This window comes from Fibrobacter sp. UWB11 (genome assembly GCF_900143015.1).
Taxonomy (GTDB): domain Bacteria; phylum Fibrobacterota; class Fibrobacteria; order Fibrobacterales; family Fibrobacteraceae; genus Fibrobacter.
Map to the genome: position 1 here is coordinate 335,386 of NZ_FSRT01000003.1, position 17,043 is coordinate 352,428.

General features: G+C 47.4%; 11 protein-coding genes. All 11 read right to left on the bottom strand.

Translation table 11 applies throughout. From position 1 onward, the window contains the following. Positions 1 to 19: 19 nt before the first annotated feature. The 11 genes from BUQ91_RS13565 to BUQ91_RS13615 all read right to left on the bottom strand — a co-directional run bounded on the left by BUQ91_RS13565 (position 20) and on the right by BUQ91_RS13615 (position 17,020). Positions 20 to 2,338, bottom strand: a complete 2,319-nt coding sequence (locus BUQ91_RS13565) for an FISUMP domain-containing protein (RefSeq protein ID WP_074209656.1) — start codon at positions 2,336 to 2,338, stop codon at positions 20 to 22. 4 nt (positions 2,339 to 2,342) lie between these two features. Next, positions 2,343 to 3,230 (bottom strand): TIGR02147 family protein, encoded by an 888-nt coding sequence (locus tag BUQ91_RS13570; protein ID WP_074209657.1) that lies wholly within the window; start codon positions 3,228 to 3,230, stop codon positions 2,343 to 2,345. Between the two features lie 186 nt (positions 3,231 to 3,416). Then, positions 3,417 to 5,831: a hypothetical protein gene (locus tag BUQ91_RS13575; protein ID WP_139299752.1), complete on the bottom strand. Its 2,415-nt coding sequence runs from the start codon at positions 5,829 to 5,831 to the stop codon at positions 3,417 to 3,419. Between the two features lie 47 nt (positions 5,832 to 5,878). After that, complete coding sequence (locus tag BUQ91_RS13580; protein ID WP_074209659.1) at positions 5,879 to 7,873, bottom strand: fibrobacter succinogenes major paralogous domain-containing protein; 1,995 nt, start codon at positions 7,871 to 7,873, stop codon at positions 5,879 to 5,881. Further along, on the bottom strand, positions 7,870 to 8,724 hold the full coding sequence (locus BUQ91_RS13585) for a TIGR02147 family protein (RefSeq protein ID WP_074209660.1): 855 nt from the start codon (positions 8,722 to 8,724) through the stop codon (positions 7,870 to 7,872). The genes BUQ91_RS13580 and BUQ91_RS13585 overlap by 4 nt, the downstream gene beginning before the upstream one ends. A gap of 234 nt (positions 8,725 to 8,958) precedes the next feature. Beyond that, positions 8,959 to 11,295: a fibrobacter succinogenes major paralogous domain-containing protein gene (locus BUQ91_RS13590; RefSeq protein ID WP_074209661.1), complete on the bottom strand. Its 2,337-nt coding sequence runs from the start codon at positions 11,293 to 11,295 to the stop codon at positions 8,959 to 8,961. An 8-nt stretch (positions 11,296 to 11,303) separates the two neighbouring features. Next, on the bottom strand, positions 11,304 to 12,167 hold the full coding sequence (locus tag BUQ91_RS13595) for a TIGR02147 family protein (RefSeq protein ID WP_083601285.1): 864 nt from the start codon (positions 12,165 to 12,167) through the stop codon (positions 11,304 to 11,306). A gap of 231 nt (positions 12,168 to 12,398) precedes the next feature. Beyond that, positions 12,399 to 13,559, bottom strand: a complete 1,161-nt coding sequence (locus BUQ91_RS13600; RefSeq protein WP_014546278.1) for a sodium ion-translocating decarboxylase subunit beta — start codon at positions 13,557 to 13,559, stop codon at positions 12,399 to 12,401. A gap of 14 nt (positions 13,560 to 13,573) precedes the next feature. Next, positions 13,574 to 13,936 carry an acyl-CoA carboxylase biotin carboxyl carrier protein subunit gene (locus tag BUQ91_RS13605; RefSeq protein ID WP_074209663.1) on the bottom strand — a complete coding sequence of 121 codons (363 nt, stop codon included), beginning with the start codon at positions 13,934 to 13,936 and terminating at the stop codon, positions 13,574 to 13,576. A 48-nt stretch (positions 13,937 to 13,984) separates the two neighbouring features. Beyond that, a complete protein-coding gene (locus tag BUQ91_RS13610) occupies positions 13,985 to 14,824 on the bottom strand; it encodes a hypothetical protein (RefSeq protein ID WP_074209664.1) in 840 nt (279 codons plus the stop codon). Positions 14,825 to 14,902: 78 nt separating this feature from the next. Beyond that, on the bottom strand, positions 14,903 to 17,020 hold the full coding sequence (locus BUQ91_RS13615; protein ID WP_254842368.1) for a histidine phosphatase family protein: 2,118 nt from the start codon (positions 17,018 to 17,020) through the stop codon (positions 14,903 to 14,905). Positions 17,021 to 17,043 lie beyond the last annotated feature (23 nt).

The following is a 17,043-nucleotide window of genomic DNA, read 5'->3' on the forward strand; positions in this document are numbered from 1 at the left end:
TAATTTTTATTTGAGCCTTCTAGTTCTTGATACAGCGGACAGACCTTGCATTGTACTTATACGACCAAGCCAATTTTGCATATCTCGAAGAATAATCCATTGCAAGCGCATACCCATCATCATGATCGCGACTCACAATACTCCAGAAATACGTCAAACCTCCGGCGTAATCGAAATGAGGATTGATGGAGCGGTCTTCGTCTCGGTAATCATAACCACCGGCGGGTAAGGCAGAAAAGCCATACGGATTTTCATAGGATACACCCCAAGCCTCGTTCGCCTTCAACTTTGTAGCAGAACTATCGCCTACAAAATTGAGCAGCTCTCTAAATTCCGTCGTGTCAGGCAAATGCCATCCACTCGGGCAAACACCGCGAACTTTCCCTTCAAATTCGCAGACAACTTCATTACCGCATCCTTCTCCATCTTTACTGAATTGTGCAGCAGAATCCAGAGCCGCAGACCAAAGGTATAGACGTCCATACTTACCGCACGAATCCGGTTCATTTTTATAGCAGAAACTAGAAGCCGACCCCGATCTAGTCTTTTGTTCATATGCATAATTCAGATTTTGAGCCATCCAAACTTGATCGCCAATTTTTACAGACTTGTACTTCTGATTATCGCGATCATCGACAAACTCTCCATACTCAATTGCAGGATTAAGGAAATCGAGTGCCGTTTTTGGAGGTTCCACACTACTACTGCTTTCTGCACTAGACGAAGAAGCTACAGAGGAACTAGAAACGGCTGAACCCATGACGCAGCGGATTTGACTCATGCATATTGAGGGAGAAACCGAAGTAAAACCGCCCCCAGAAATTCCAATAGCATAATACATAGCACCATCGCCATCGAGAGAATCCGTCCAAAAGGTAGAAAGTCCATCATAACGGTCCCAATAACAATCTTCATACTTTTTTGAACTATCCTCCATCAAGGGTTCATAATACGGTAACGTCATGGAAAATCCATATTCATTAGTATATCGGTCCCACACCTTACTAGACGTAAGTGGACTAATAAGATCCATGTTGTGCTTATTCCATACATAACCGACCAAAGAATCCATTTCATCATACGAAGGAAGATGCCAGCCGTCAGGGCAAACGTTCACAGCCTCTTCCCATGTGTAAATAAGTCCATGAACTGGGCAAGATTTTTCAGTTGCAGAAGGGCAAAGTACACTTGATGCATTGGGAGTCGCATAGTTCATGCTCTGCGCCATCCAATTTATCCCATCTATTTCTACATACTTATAAGTTTGACCATCACGTTTATCCGTAAATTCACCATAATCAATATTCGGATTCAAGTAAGCAGTTCTCGGATCCTCGATTGTAGCCGAAGAAGAGGGGCGATTCCCGCTCGAGGCAGGAATGACAGAGCTGCTACTGGATTGCTTCGCTTCGCTCGCAATGACGTTACTAGAAGAGGATCGGCTTTCACTGCTCAGGATAACACTGTCTCCATCCGCAAGTGCCTTCACGTACGTTTCAAATGCAGGTACAGAATCGGTGAGGTTCCAGCTTTCGATGTTCTTGCGGATTGTATCGAGTTTACCGGTAGCTGTAGCGTTTGTAGCCCAGTTTGCAATTTCCGTTTTTACTTTATCATCCAATGAACCATTCTGTGAAATTGCAACTGAATATTCATCCAAGCGTTCTGCAAGTTTTGCCTCATTCGCATTTGCCTGCACCATCACACTCACTGCCAAAAGCGCGGCATTGCCATCGCCCTTTTCAAGGATGTTCAGGTCTTCGGATTCTGCGATACCACCCTTAATGTTGAACGAAGCAAGCACTTCTTTTTCAGCCTGCTTTTTCGCATCATCAAAGGACATTTTCTGAGCGGTCACCAAGTTCATCACGCGCTCGTATTCAAGTTCTGTGAGCACGTTGATATTTACATGCTTTCTGTCCTTGAGGTTTGTCAGCGCATGGAGCGTCAACTTCTCAGAAGACTTCTTGCCATTAAGTTCGTTCAAGTAATAACCTAAGACTTCAAACACCGCACATGTAGATGACAAAGTAACATTATCAACAACAAATTCACCTTTATCGTTCTTGACAGAGCCTTCAAAAGTTTCATCTGTAAACTTGAGTGTTTTGCAATCGATTCCCTGCACTGTCACAGCAGAACCCTTTTCAAACGGTCCCTTCTGCGTAAGGCCGGCCACATTCAAATCCGCGATGATTCCCGCATCTTCCGTGGTACCGCCCGCAAAGCCGCCATCATCATTAGAACCGGTGCAAGCCACAACAAAAGCCGAAGCCATTGCAAACGCGATTGTCTGAGCGAGCACGCCCATACTCTTTCCGAGCACTCTCTTTTTCATTTTATCAATCCTCATCCCTAACATTTTTATTTGAATTCAAAAAAACTTCCGCATTTTCACTGCGGTCAACGCGGTTATCAATCCGTTCACTTACAGGAAATAATTGCAAATTCAATCGGTAAACTTGTTCTGTTTCGTCATCTTCACTCGCTATTGCCACAATGCGACGGCGACAATCAGCAAGTTCCTTTTTTATTCGTTCGTAGGCACGGCGCGTAATGCCCATCGTAAGCCCCGACATATCACGTTCCGATAGCGGCAAGTCCAATGCCTTGACCGCAAACTCTCCCATTTGGCGCTGCATATCACGAGCCGCCACCGGAACCGCGTCTACATTACCCATCGAAATAGACTTATCCGTCTGGTAATAGTTACCGCTCTTGTCCTTCTTCAAGAGATTTGCCTTCACCAAAAAGTCCAGCGTTTCAGAAACTTCTGACGCTGAAATATTCGGTTTGCAAGCACGCGCTATTTCGAGAGGTTTTGCACCCGGCATGTGAGCAGCAAGCTCACGAATCACCGGGTTTTTCCACGATTTGAAGTAATCGAATTCCTCGTTCCCCAACACTCGGACCTTGTGCGCCATTGCAAGCGCACAACGTTCTTCGAACGCCGATCTCTTCGCCTCGTCGTTTTTTGCATGGGCATAAGAAACCATCAGGACAAAATAATCGTACTCAAAGCCGACGAGCCCCATGGCACCGGCAACCGACCCTGCGGAGCCGATGCTCAAATTCTTCTTACCCTCGCAAACGTATTTCAGGTAAATCGGCGACGTAAAACCAGCCTTTCGAGCGAACTCACGCCACGTAAATGCCGAACAGCGCTTACGTTCATCGTAATAATCCTGGATGAACTTGCGATAATCGGTATATTCTACGATCTCCTTCATGTTTACAAATATAGATACTTTTGTACATTTTAGAATACAGATTTGGCGTTTTTAGTTAAATTTTACCACTTTTGACGTTTTTACAAAAATTTATGCAATTTAGAATACAAACATGTATTCCAGGAATACAAAAAAAAGCCTCACCATCTCTGGCGGGCTTTCCTTCCTCCCTTTTCCTAACAACAATTACTTATCGTAGATGGTAATATTTATTCTGGCCCGGAACAGGTAGCCTTCCGCGCCGAGATTGCGGTAATAATCAACAACCGCAAAGACCTCTGCCTCATAGCGGAATTTTTCGACTTCTTTCTCGAACCGGTAGAATGTCAGTTCGCCGTCATAATCCGATTTTGTATATTCCGTATATCGCATAGACTCAAGATCGTCTATGGTGAGCGTTTCCTGGCTCTTCAAGGTAAAGCCGTGCGCTTCCATCATCAAGGCGTATTCATCGGCCTTGGCCTTGGCTTCATCGAAATAGTCATCATTACTAGCGCCGACACTAGAACCGAGTCGGGTATAAGCATTCCAAGACGTCCACTTCTGGTCATTCGAATAGTACCTATAATGGTACTGCGTCGAATCTAAGACAAACTTCAGGTCTTCGGGGATTTCCCTGTACTTGGGAGAATCATAGTCCTTTTTAGTTTCCGTCGGAATCTCGTCAACCCCTTCATCGCGAACGACGAGCTTTACGTAGAACATCTTCGATGGCATGGTTATGCCCATCGGCGTCCAAACACGGACCTCGCCCTTCGTAATCACAAGCGTATAGACTTTGCCGCCAGACGTTTTCGTGTAAACATACGAATCCTCGGTATAATCGTTATCCAGTGAATCATTGGAATACGTCCCCTCATATTCGAAGCCCTTTCCCCCGGCTTTGTTTATCAGTTCCGTCGCAATGGAATCACACCCGCTTCCAAGCGCAGGACTCTGGCCCCGCCACATAATCTGGGCACCATCCGCATATTCCTTGTACTCCGTTTTCTTTTCAAGGAAATCCTCGACGAAGGCCAATTCTTCGGGCAAATCCGGCAGGGTGTCCTTTTTAACTTCCACGGAACTTGAAGACGAAGAAACAAACGGGCTATAGATGGAACTCGAAGAAGCAACACTCGATGATGAAATATGTATCGGCAAATCTTCGAATCCTTCCTTCATCACGAATATGGCGACATCGAACATGAAGGCTCCATAGCCAGCCCCTGCCGGAGAGAGAGTCTTCGTCATCGCAATTTTATAAACGAGATCACCCTTCTTCGCAGAATAGATATAAGACAAACTATCATAGAACGAATGCAAATAGAACGATTTCAACGAATCACTCAACATCGTCTTTTCAAAAACAAATCCTTTCGCGCCCAAAGTATCCACCAATGCGCTCGCGGCAGAATCTCTTGTCGCGGTATCATGGACATTTGCCCAAGATGTACACGTCCACACCCTCTGTTCGCCATCGCCATAAATCACCGGCCCGCGGGCACTGCAGAACTCCTCAAAAAACTGAAGTTCTGGAGGGAGCACAGAAAGCGAATCCTGCGAAGCCGATGAATTAAACGGGTTATAGACGGAACTCGACGAGGCAATACTCGAGGAAGATTCGTCCTTGCCGCTACTCGAACTCGATTCAGGCTCGTCGCCCGGAACATGCCAGCGGCCTTTTTCGCACACAAAGTATTCATTGTACAGTTTGCTCAATTTGTTCACATTACGCTTGGTTTCGTTTTCACGCTTGTCATTGCAAACACCGAGACCGTAATTGTTCCACCAGAAGTTCGTCACGAACTTTTCAAATACAGGCGCGGAATCTGCATACTTCCAGTTTTCGACATTCTTGCGCACATTTGCGAGCGTTCCCTTGAGATCTGTATCGCAAGCCCAATCCGCAATCGCAGTTTTGGTATCGGCATCGTCCCAACTGCCACCTTCTGCAAGTGCAATGCTGAATTCGCCCATGCGTTCGGTAAGCCCAGCCACATCGACATCGCTTTGCATCAACACGCTTACCGCGAGGAGTGCTGCGTTGCCATCACCTGATTCGAAGATGTTCAGGTCTTCGGATTCTGCAAAGTCACCCTCGATAGCAAACGAAGACAAGATTTCTTTTTCGGCTTGCGATTTCGCATCTGCAATTGATTTTTTCTTCTCGGTCACCAAATACTTCACGCGTTCGTATTCCAAATGCGTGAGCAAATTGATGTTCACCGTTTTGCGGTTCGAAAGATCCGTAAGCGCACGAAGAGTCACCGTTCCCGACGACTTCTTGCCAGAGATTTCATCGCGATAATAGCCATTTGCCTCAAGAATCGCGTACTGCGATTGCAAATTGATGTCCTTGATAGCAAAGTCACCCTTGTCGCTCTTGATAGTTCCCTTGAAACTTTTGCCTGTTTGCTTGAGCGTAATGCCGTCCAGTTCCTGCACGGTCACCGCAGAACCAGTTACAAACGGGCCCTTCTGCGACACGCCTGCCACATCCAAATCCTTGATGGCGTAAACGCCCGCATCACCTGAAGCGCCACCCGCAACATCATTATCGGAACACGCCCAGAACAAAATTCCAAATGCAAAAACTGGTAAAATTTTATTCAGCGTCATATTCATTTATCCTTATCATAAAATTAATTTAAGTATTTTCTAAAATTCTAATCCTTAACGCAACGGACTGCATAAGCATATCTTTTATTAAAAGTCGTACTCAAAGCAGCATCGTCATCCATAAAAAACAAATGTATATGGGCAGCGTATCTTTCATTCACTTCTGTCGAAGTCCAAAAACCTGCAAAACGACCTTCATTTTCATAATCATTAAACTCATCTCTATCACCAACCGGAAGGGCAGAGAAGCCAAAACTATCCGTACCGGCGCCATCATCATTCCAACCATTGACAGATTTGAGCATTTTTGCAGCAGTATCTCTACCTCCTACTGAATAGTACAAAGTCATACCCTCGTTTTGCGAAGGCAGATGCCAGCCAGTAGGGCACGCATTCAACGCCGCAGACCACGTATAAAGGCGGCCATACTTTGTACAGTATTCGGCTGAATCATTATAACAATAACTTTCGTCCGTTTCATAGTTCAAGTTCTCCGCCATCCACACTTGCTTTCCAATTTTCACGGTCTTGTATTCTTGACCATTACGCTCATCCGTCAACATTCCGTATTCGCAATCATCTGTACTTTCCGTCTTGCAGGCAGCCACAGCCGAATCTTCCACAAGAATATAAGATCTCAACGAATCATTTTCACCCTGGACACAACGGACAGAAAACGCATTGTACTTTCCTTCGTCCATATCCAATGATACTGTATTGAAGTTAGCGCCCACATGCATCACATACGCAAATTCGACTTTACTCTCTGTAGAACTCCAGAAATCCGCAAGCCACTCCTTGTTTATGTATTCTCCACTTGCAGACCTACCACCAATGGGAAGCACCGTAAAACCGTAATCATCTGTACCATTGAGATCGTTTAACCAACCACTCGTGGACTTGAGTTTACTTCCTGCCATCGCAGAGTCTCCTAATGCATCCACTAAAGTTTTAAAATCAGCCAGAAGAGGCAAATGCCAACCTTCAGGACAAGCTCTCATCGCAGCATTCCACTCGTAAAAACGTCCATACGTTGCGCAATATTCCACGGAATCATTATAGCAATAACTTTTTTCGGTTTCGTAGTTCAAGTTTTCCGCCATCCAGACTTGATTGCCAATCTTAACAGTCCTATATGTTTTTCCATCACGAGAATCCGTCATCGTATTTTGCGCAGCATCCGGCGAATCGGCGCCAAACTTTTCCACATACTTTTCAAAAGCAGGCACTTCGGCAGCAATTCCCCAGCCTTCGACATTTTTGCGGATTGAATCCAGCAGTCCGTCAGCAGCAGCAGAAACCCATTCCATAATCGCAGTCTTCGTACTGGAATCGCTCCACACGCCTTTTTCAGCAAACGAGTCATCGAACTTGTCCATACGTTCCACGAGAGCATCAACATCGGCACCGCCCTGCATCATCACGCTCACAGCAAGCAAGGCTGCGTTACCATCGCCCGATTCAAAAATATTCAGGTTCTCAAACGCTTCAAAACTGCCCACAATGTCAAACGCAGCAAGCACTTCTTTTTCAGCTTGTTTTTTTGCCTCAGCAAACGACTTTCCCTTTTGGGTCACGAGGTACACAATGCGCTCATATTCTAGGTTTGTGAGAATGTTGACATTCACTTTTTCGCGATTTTCAAGGTCTGTCAATGCGCGAAGAGTCAGCTCGCCATCCGTTTCCTTTCCAGAAAATTCGCTACGATACTTACCCGTCGCCTCGAACACCGCACACGACGACTTGAGCGAGACGCCTTTCACCGCAAAGTCGCCCTTGTCACTCTTGACCGTACCTTCAAAACGCTCGTCTGAAAGTTTCATCGTCTTGCAGTCAATTCCGCGTACCATCACCGCAGAGCCCTTGACGAACGGCCCCTTCTGCGACACGCCTGCCACATCCAAATCCTTGATGGCGTAAACGCCCGCATCACCTGAAGCGCCGCCAGCAACGTCATCGTTCGAGCACCCCGCCAAAAACGATACCGCCACAAAAGCCGAAGCCACAAATCCGTTCTTGAAAAATTCGCACACGTTTCTCATTTTCTCTCATCCTTATTCAAAACTGTTCCACTTTTATTCAACCATTCGCTCATCGGGAACAGTTGCACATTCAAGCGATAAACACGCTCCGTTTCATCTTCTTCCGTCGCAATCGCGACAATGCGCCGATAAAACTCATCCACTTCCTTTTTTATCCGTTCGTAAGCGCGATGCGTAAGGCCGAGCGTATAGCCCGACATTACGCGTTCCGAAAGAGGCAACTCAAGTGACTGTATTGCAAACTCCCCCATTTGGCGCTGCAAATCGCGAGCCGCCAAAGGCACCGCCTCCACGGGAGCCATCTTAATTGCCTTATCCGTTTGTTGGTAGTTTCCGTTCTTGTCCTTCTTCAAGAGCTTCGCCTTCACCAAAAAATCAAGTGTCTCAGAAACTTCTGCCGCCGAAATCTTCTGTTTGCAAGCACGCGCAATTTCGAGAGGCTTTGCACCAGGCATGTGCGGAGCCAATTCTCGAATCACGGAATTTTTCCACGATTTAAAGTAATTGAATTCTTCATCACCGAGAACACGCATCTTGTGGGCAAGCGCCAACGCACAACGTTCCTCGAACGCGGCACGTTTTGTCTTGTCATCCTTTGCATGAGCGTACGAAACCATCAAAACGAAATAAGTCTGTTCGAAGCCGACAAGGCCCATGGCACTTGCGACAGAACCCGCAGAACCAACACTCAGGTTTTTCTTTCCTTCGCAAACATACTTCAAATAAACATCCGACGAAAAACCCGCCTTTTGTGCAAACATATGCCAAGAAAACGCCGAAGTGCGTTTACGTTCGTCGTAGTAATCCTGAATGTACTTGCGGTAATCCGTATATTCAACGATATCCTTCATGGTTACAAATATAAATGAATTTCTCCATTTTAGAACATAAAATTGGCGTTTTTGCGCAGATTTTACCACTTTTTGAGTTTTTATTAAAAAATCGCAAATTTAGAACATGACATACATATTCCTGGAACATGGAGATTCCCGCCTTCGCGGGAATGACAAATAAAAAAACGCGGGAATGACAAAAATTCCCCGCGACGTTTTTCGTCGCAGGGACTCCCCTTACATAAAATTACTTTATTCTGCGTCTTTCACGCAACGGACACTTTGTCCATAATACTTGTAATTTTGATACGTATAAGTTTGAGTATAAATGTTGTTTATATTGAAATATCGACCATCATCGGCACTGTATTCGGTGGCGCTCCAGTAATAAACATCCGAACCCACCTTTTCCCAACTAGTTGCAGAAAGCCTTCTTCCGGTCGGAAGTGATGCAAAGCCATATTTATCAGTACCGTTATTGTTAGGCGTTCCGGCATAGTCCCACCCGCTCAAAGCCTTGAGAGGCTTTCCACACGTACTGTAATCCCCTATAGCCTCACACAACAAACTCCATTCACGGAGTGTCGGCAAATGCCAACCATCCGGGCAAATTCCCTGAACACTATGATTGAGTCCGCACGTCTTGCCATAACCGCAATCCAACGGTTCCTTCGGATCGTTCGCCAAGGCAACAGAATCGATTGCTGCTGCCCAGGTGTAATAGCGGCCACCCACATTGCAATTCTTTTCATCATTATTGTAGCACCAGTTGCGGCCCTTCAAGCTCGGAGTCTTGACGCTATCGGCATAGTTCAAATTTTCTGCCATCCACACCTGCGAATAATTCGTGTCTGGCACGTCAATTTTCACAACCTTATACACTTGCTTGTCACGCGGGTCGACCATCGAGTCATATTTGATTTTCGGATTCAGGCGTGCTTCCTTGGGCACATCCCAGCTCCACCCTTCGGTATCACTAGAACTTGAAGAAGGTCTTACCGGCGCAGTCGAAGGATCCCCTTTGACGCAACGGACACTTTGTCCATAAGACTTGCTATTCTGATACGTATAAGAATTGGTATAAACGTTGTTTATATTGAAATACCGGCCATCATTGGCACTGTATTCAGTAGCGCTCCAGTAATAAACATCCGAGCCCACCTTTTCCCATTTAGTAGCAGAAATTCTTCTTCCGGTCGGGAGTGCGGCAAAGCCGTAAAGATCCGTACCGTTGTTGTCAGGCGTTCCGGCGTAGTTCCATCCAGTCAACGCCTTGAGTGGTTCACCAGATACAGGGGCATTTCCTAATGCCACGCTCAATAGGCCCCATTCATAGATTGACGGCAAATGCCAGCCATCAGGACAAATTCCCTGCACAGCGCGATCAAGTCCGCACTTTTTACCATAGCCGCAAACCAACGGTTCCTTCGAATCATTCGCCAAGGCAACAGAGTCAATTGCCGCCGCCCAGCTGTAATAACGACCGCCCACCTTGCAATTTTTTTCTTCATTATTGTAGCACCAGTTGCCGCCCTTCAAGCTCGGAGTCTTGACGCTATCGGCATAGTTCAGGTTTTCAGCCATCCACACCTGCGAATAATTCGAGTCTGGCACTTCAATTTTCACGACCTTGTAAACTTTCTTGTCGCGCGGGTCAATCATCGAATCGTATTTGATTTTCGGATTCAGGCGTGCTTCCTTAGGCACATCCCAGCTCCACCCTTCGGGGATTTCCTGTGCCACATTGATTTCTTCTATGGCCTTTTCAAAATCGGGAACTTCGTTTGCGAATCCCCAATTTTCCATATTCTTGCGAATGGAATCCATCACAGCCTTCGCCACGGCGTTTGCAATCCAGTCGATAATTGCTTTTTTCGTATCATCATCATTCCACGTGCCGCTTTCCGCAAAGGAACCATTGAATTTATCCATACGTTCCGTAAGCGTTTTCACATCGGCATCGCCTTGCATCAGCACGCTTATAGCAAGGAGAGTCGCATCGGCATCGCTTGTTCCAAAAATATCCAAATCTTCAAATTCGGCCGATTCACCAGCCATCCCGAATGCGGCAAGCACTTCCCTTTCAGCCAAATCCTTCGCCTCGTCAAAACTCTTGCCCTTTTCAGTCACATAGTACATCACGCGTTCGTATTCCAAGTTCGTAAGCAAGTTGACATTCACATGCGTACGGTCCTTGAGATTCGTCAACGCACGGAGCGTCAATTTGTCAGAGACCTTTTTCCCGGTCATTTCGCTACGGTATTCGCCCGTTACTTCAACAACAGCGCAAGTCGTTGACAAGTTCACTTTTTCAACAACAAATTCACCCATGTTGTTTTTGACTTCCCCCTCAAAAACCTCGTCCGTGAATTTCATTGTCTTGCAGTTGATTCCCTGCACCGTCACCGCAGAGCCCTTCACGAACGGGCCCTTTTGGGAAACGCCAGCAATATCCAAGTTCTTGATGGCGTAAAGGCCTTCGCTCTGTTCGTCCGTACCGGCCGTCTTATCACCAGAACAAGCCCAAAAAGACGTCCCAAATACAAGAGCCGCCAAAAGATTCCATTTCGTCATTGTTTTAGTGAGCATAATTCTAGTCACTCCCCTTTATTTTTTGATAACACATTCATATCGCCATATTCAATCTTTTCCGTCAGCGGGAAAAGCTGCATGTTCAAGCGGCAAACTTTTTCAATGTTCTTATCGGCAGAGACAATCGACACAATGCGCTTGCGGCACTCCGCCAATTCTTCCACCACCTTCTTGTAGCTTTCGGCGGTCATGCCCATCGTGATGCCGCTAAAGTGGCGTTCCGAAATAGGCAATTTATCCAAAGCGTCAAGCGCAAACTCGCCCATCTGGCGCAACAGCGAATGCACCGCCACGGCCACCACATTCAAATTTCCCGTCGAAAGCGAAGTACTCGTCTGATGATAATTCCCTTTGATATCGCGAGTCAAAAGCCCAGCCTTGAGCAAAAAGCGCAAGCTATCACTGACATCCGCAGCAGAAATCGCAGGCTTGCACATTTTGGCAATTTCGTTCGGCTTTGCGCCCGGCATAGCCACAGCCAATTCACGAACAACAGAATGCTTCCAAGTCTCGTAGTAAGTGTACATCTCGCTGCCGAGAATTTTCACGCGATTCGCTTCACCAAGCGCCTGCATTTCCTCAAAGCACTTCTTCTTTTCCTGTTCCGTCTTTGCTCCCTCATAACGTACCAGCAAAACGAAGTAATCCAATTCATAGCCAAGTAAGCCCATTGCAAGTGCAGTCTTTTTCGCTCCTTCTTCGCGAAGACGCGTCTTGCCATCACATACAAGTTTCAGGTACGAACCCGACGCAAATCCAGCCACCTTCGCAAATTCTCGCCACGTAAACGCAGAACAACGCTTGCGTTCCTTGTAGTAGTCGAGAATATACTCGCGATAGTTTTTGTATTCTGTAACCGTTTTCATGATATTAAAAATAGAAACACTGGATTAAGCATGCAATAGCATTTAATATTTTTTCAAAAACAAAAATGGCGATTTTAAGCATATTTCAGCACTTTTCAAAAGTGATTAAAGAAAATTCAAAAACATAAAACAAAAATTGAATTCTATAGAACAAAAAAAATCCCCCGGCAAAAGCCGAGGGAATTTAAAGGCGATCCCGGAACGGAGTCCGGGATGACACTGTAAGCAAACGACTTACGAAAGACGGCTGATCATATAACCAGCGCAAACTGCCGTACCAATCACGCCGGACACGTTCGGGCCCATAGCGTGCATGAGGAGGAAGTTCTGCGGGTCATACTTGGCACCTTCAACCTGAGAAACACGGGCAGCCATCGGCACAGCGGAAACGCCTGCGGAACCGATAAGCGGGTTCACCGGGTTCTTCGGAGAGCACTTGTTCATGATCTTTGCGAGGAGCAAACCGCCGAAAGTGGAGAAGCCAAAGGCAACCACACCCATAGCGATGATCATGAGAGTCTGCGGCTTGAGGAAGATGTCTGCAGACATCGTGAGACCCACGGACGTGCCGAGGAAGATCGTCACAATGTTCATGAGTTCGTTCGAAGAAGTCTTCACGAGGCGTTCAACGACACCAGCTTCCTTGAAGATGTTGCCCATCATAAGCATGATGATAAGGGCAGAGGCATCCGGCACGACGAGCACGCAAACGATCATCACCATCACGGCAAACACGATGCGTTCGGCCTTGGAAACCTGGCGGAGAGCCTTCATGCGAATCTTGCGTTCAGCGTCGTTCGTCATAGCGCGCATAATAGGCGGCTGGATGAGCGGCACGAGAGCCATGTAGGTGTAAGCAGCAACGGCGATGGGGCCGATGAGGTGCTTAGCAAGCTTGTTCGCAGTGAAGATGGACGTCGGACCGTCAGCACCACCGATGATACCGATGGAAGCTGCTTCACCGAGCGTAAAGCCACCGAGAGCGACAGCTGCAAACATGGTCATGAACACGCCAAACTGCGCGCCACCACCGAGGATGAGCGTACGCGGATTAGCGATAAGCGGTCCAAAGTCCGTCATGGCACCCACGCCCAAGAAGATGATGGGCGGGAAGAGTTCCAGATGGATACCCTGGCTGATGTAGTAGTAGAGACCGCCAGTCGGGCTGAACATACCTTCGATGCTCCAGCCACCGTCGTAGAACGCGACGGACGGGATGTTCACCGCAAGTGCACCGATAGCAATCGGCAAGAGCAGAAGCGGTTCGTATTTTTTGACAATCGCAAGGAACATCAACACGAAGCTCACGATCCACATGATTACCATCGGAACGGTAATCTGCGCGAATCCAGTGCTCGAGGCGAAGTCCGCGACTGAGTTAATAATTCCACTCATTGACTTTTACCTCATTAGGCAATGGTCATCAAGACCTGGCCATCAGTAACAGTGTCGGTTTCCTTGACGGAGATAGAAGTGACCTTGCCTGCGCACGGAGCGACGACCGGGTTTTCCATCTTGAGGGCTTCGATAACAGCCACTTCCTGGTTGGCAGCAACAGTGTCACCAACGTTAACCTTGAGCTTGAACACAGAGCCAGCGAGCGGGCTCTTGACTTCGGTGCCACCAGCGACGGCCGGAGCCGGAGCAGCAGCAGGAGCCGGTGCCGGAGCGGCAACCGGAGCAGCAGGAGCTGCAGAAACGGCGGAATCAAGAACTTCTACTTCGACGTCGTAGGTCTTGCCTTCGAAACTGATACGGACTGTTTTCTTCATTTTTATTTTTCCTGGCTTAAAAGCCTGTTAAGTTTTAAAAGTTGAACCTTACTTGACGATCGTCCAAGCAGGGGAGTTAATGTTTCTGTAAGCGGTCACGCGGCAGGGCTGACCAAGAGCCTGCGTTGCAGCAGCGGTAGCAATCACGAGGAACTGTTCGTTTGTAAGTCCCGGATGTTCTTCGAGAGCGGCGACAGCGGCAATGCCGAGGAACGCCTGGAGTTGCTTGTTGGTGAATCCCGGATGGATGCTCTTTGCATTCGGATCCCAGTCGCAGTGTGCCGGAGCACGAACCGCAGGAGCCGGAGCGGCAGCAGCTGCGGCCGGAGCAGCCTTCTTAGCAGGAGCCGGAGCCTTGACCTTGTCCAAGCCGAGCTTCTTCATGATTGCGCTCATGATAGTGCAGAGGACGAGGAGGCCAATGATCACAGACATCACGACGATGAGGCCTGTTGCCTGGAATTCGACGAGCTTGCCAAGGGTGAACTTCTGGACTTCACCATGGCACTTGCCACCTTCCATCTTGCCTTGGCAGTATTCGCTACCGAGCTTAGCCTTAGCAATCGGGAGCACGGCAGTACCGTTGGCATTTTCGACGGAATCGCGAATATCGCGGGCGCGAACGGACTGTTCGTATGTCTTATAAAGAATGGAATAGCCACCACCGTGAGTTTCCACAATCTGGAAAACAGTAGATTCATCCATCCACTTGAGCTGTTCCTTGAGCGGGGCAGCAATGGAGTCCGGCATCAGAGCAATCTGCTCGTCAAAACGGCCAACCTTTGCAGCCTTGGAAGCAGCAGGTTGAGCTACGATTTCAGACGCAAAGGCAGCGGAAACCGTTGTCACTGCGGCAAAGACCATAGCTTTCTTTAGTGTATCATTCATATCGGAATGCGTCCATGTTTAATTAAGTGAACTGTTTGATAAAAATCAACGCGCGTGAATATAGCAATTTTGACGAAATTACATCGTCATTGTGCCAGAAGGAAGGCCCTTCACAGGCACATAGCGAAGCGTTCCGTCAACACCCATGATAATTGCCACACCGGCAAGGTAATTGATCCACTGTTTCGTGTCGAAATAGCGCAAATTCACCTTTCCCTCTGTGCAGAACGCTGTCAGCGGAACCACGAGCATATCATGAGAAATCCAGACCGCCATTTTAGAAACCTTTTCAAAACGCGGCACCACCACTTCGGTCATAAATTCTTCGCCACGAGACTTCAGCGGATAGTACGCATCGCTATAATTTCCTTTGTATGCATATTCCGAAGTCACGACCCAACCGCCGCCATTGCTGTTCTTGTAATTTTCAAACTTGTCATTGTCCTTTACGAACCATTCGCCGTCCAGCTGCGGAATCGTATCGTTCCCCATTTCAGTAATTCCGGCACCCAGAGCCACGTTTTCGCAAGTCTCGTAGCTGCGCGTGTAAGTCGAGTTTGCAAAGTAAATATTTTCACCCTTGAACTTTTCGCCCACGGTTTGCGATTGTTTCTTTCCGTTACTCGTCAGGTGACCATTCTTACCAGTATCATCTGAACGCTCCGCATGGCGCAAAATAAAGATGACTTTTTCACCGGCGGCAACGGTCTTCAAAACATCGCCAACATCTTCAAATTCAAGAATCTCGCCCGGCTCGGGTTCACGCCAGGTCTTTTTACTCTGGTCATAAATGTAGGACTTGTCCTGATTGATTTTTCCGCTCTTAATTTGCCCATCATAATCACCAGCACCCAAGCCATACGTATCTTTTTCAAGGTCTGTCGCCACGCGCCAATTCTTAGTCGTCCTGTCGCAAATAAAACGGATCTTCGGGCCATCTGGTTGTTCGTAATAAGAGACAAAATATTCGCTCTGGCTGTTACCCACATGCTTTACCTGACCTGCAGTCATCGTGCCGCAAGATTCAAAGCCGTGAGTTTTCGTCCAGAAATTACGTACATGCTTTTCAAAATCAGGAACGTCACCGAGTCCCCAATATTCCATATTCGTGCGGATTTTTTCAAGGCCACCTTCAGCATCGAGCATCAAAAGTTTATCTGCAAGTTTTGCCTTCGATGAATTGTCGCCCCAGTTGCCATCGCCACGAATGTCATCAGCAATAAAGTCCGCAAACTTAAGCATATCGTTCACAGAGCCATAGCTCTGCATCATCACAGAAACCGCAAGGAGAGCGGCACTGTAATCATCAGAACCGAATAAACTTATATCTTCTGCGGATTTGCTCGACGTCGTAGATGTCTGACCACCACGGTTCCAACCGCCAAAGCCACCATAGCCTCCACCGCCACCAGAGCTACCAAGGCTAATTCCGAAAGACGAAAGCACATCCGTCAACGCACGCCCGCTCTGGCTCCCGATCGGCTGGTTATTGCCAGAATCTTCCACAAGTTTCCTCACACGCGGAGCCGTCATGTGCGTAAGCATGTTCACATTGAACGAATCACGCGAAGACAAGTCAACAACTGCATTGAGCGTCACAAGCGACGAAGAAAGTTCGCCCGTGAGTTCATCCATGTAAAAGCCATTTGCCTCAACGCGCACGTAAGGAGATACAAGATTGACACTCGGGAAATTAAACGAACCGTTCGATGTAACAATGCAGGTTTCGTGCGCACGTTCGGAATCCGCCAAGCGCTTGAGGCTGTCCAATTCGACAATCTTAACCGAAGTTCCATAACGGAAAGGCCCCTTCTCCGCAAAGCCCGAAATAGCAACGCCCGCTCTGCGGAAATCCGTCGCATCATCTCCCATTTCTACAATAGATTCTGCGGGAACAAGAACACCATCGTGACATGTGAAGGTTCCAGTTATCGTCGTATCGTTAATAGGTTTTTGAACGACTGAAGTATCTTTGCCAGAACCTTTGCTAGAACTGGAGTAAAAATGATGGTGACCCCTTTGCGAAGAAGAGCTGTTCAACGAAGAACTGCTCTTATTATCTTTTGGCGGTTTTTCATTCGAGGAGCTACCCTTCGAATCTGAGCTATCGATTTCCGATATAGTCTCGCAATCGTCGCCATCGCACGGAATAGCCCCGTACTTGACGGAATCGCAAGACGACAAAAGAAGCGCCAATATAAATAATATCCAAACCCGCA

Coding starts and splice junctions, on each gene's coding strand:
- BUQ91_RS13565 (WP_074209656.1), bottom strand. CDS start 2,338: ATGAAAAAGAGAGTGCTCGGAAAGAGTATGGGCGTGCTCGCTCAGACA.
- BUQ91_RS13570 (WP_074209657.1), bottom strand. CDS start 3,230: ATGAAGGAGATCGTAGAATATACCGATTATCGCAAGTTCATCCAGGAT.
- BUQ91_RS13575 (WP_139299752.1), bottom strand. CDS start 5,831: ATGACGCTGAATAAAATTTTACCAGTTTTTGCATTTGGAATTTTGTTC.
- BUQ91_RS13580 (WP_074209659.1), bottom strand. CDS start 7,873: ATGAGAAACGTGTGCGAATTTTTCAAGAACGGATTTGTGGCTTCGGCT.
- BUQ91_RS13585 (WP_074209660.1), bottom strand. CDS start 8,724: ATGAAGGATATCGTTGAATATACGGATTACCGCAAGTACATTCAGGAT.
- BUQ91_RS13590 (WP_074209661.1), bottom strand. CDS start 11,295: ATGCTCACTAAAACAATGACGAAATGGAATCTTTTGGCGGCTCTTGTA.
- BUQ91_RS13600 (WP_014546278.1), bottom strand. CDS start 13,559: ATGAGTGGAATTATTAACTCAGTCGCGGACTTCGCCTCGAGCACTGGA.
- BUQ91_RS13605 (WP_074209663.1), bottom strand. CDS start 13,936: ATGAAGAAAACAGTCCGTATCAGTTTCGAAGGCAAGACCTACGACGTC.
- BUQ91_RS13610 (WP_074209664.1), bottom strand. CDS start 14,824: ATGAATGATACACTAAAGAAAGCTATGGTCTTTGCCGCAGTGACAACG.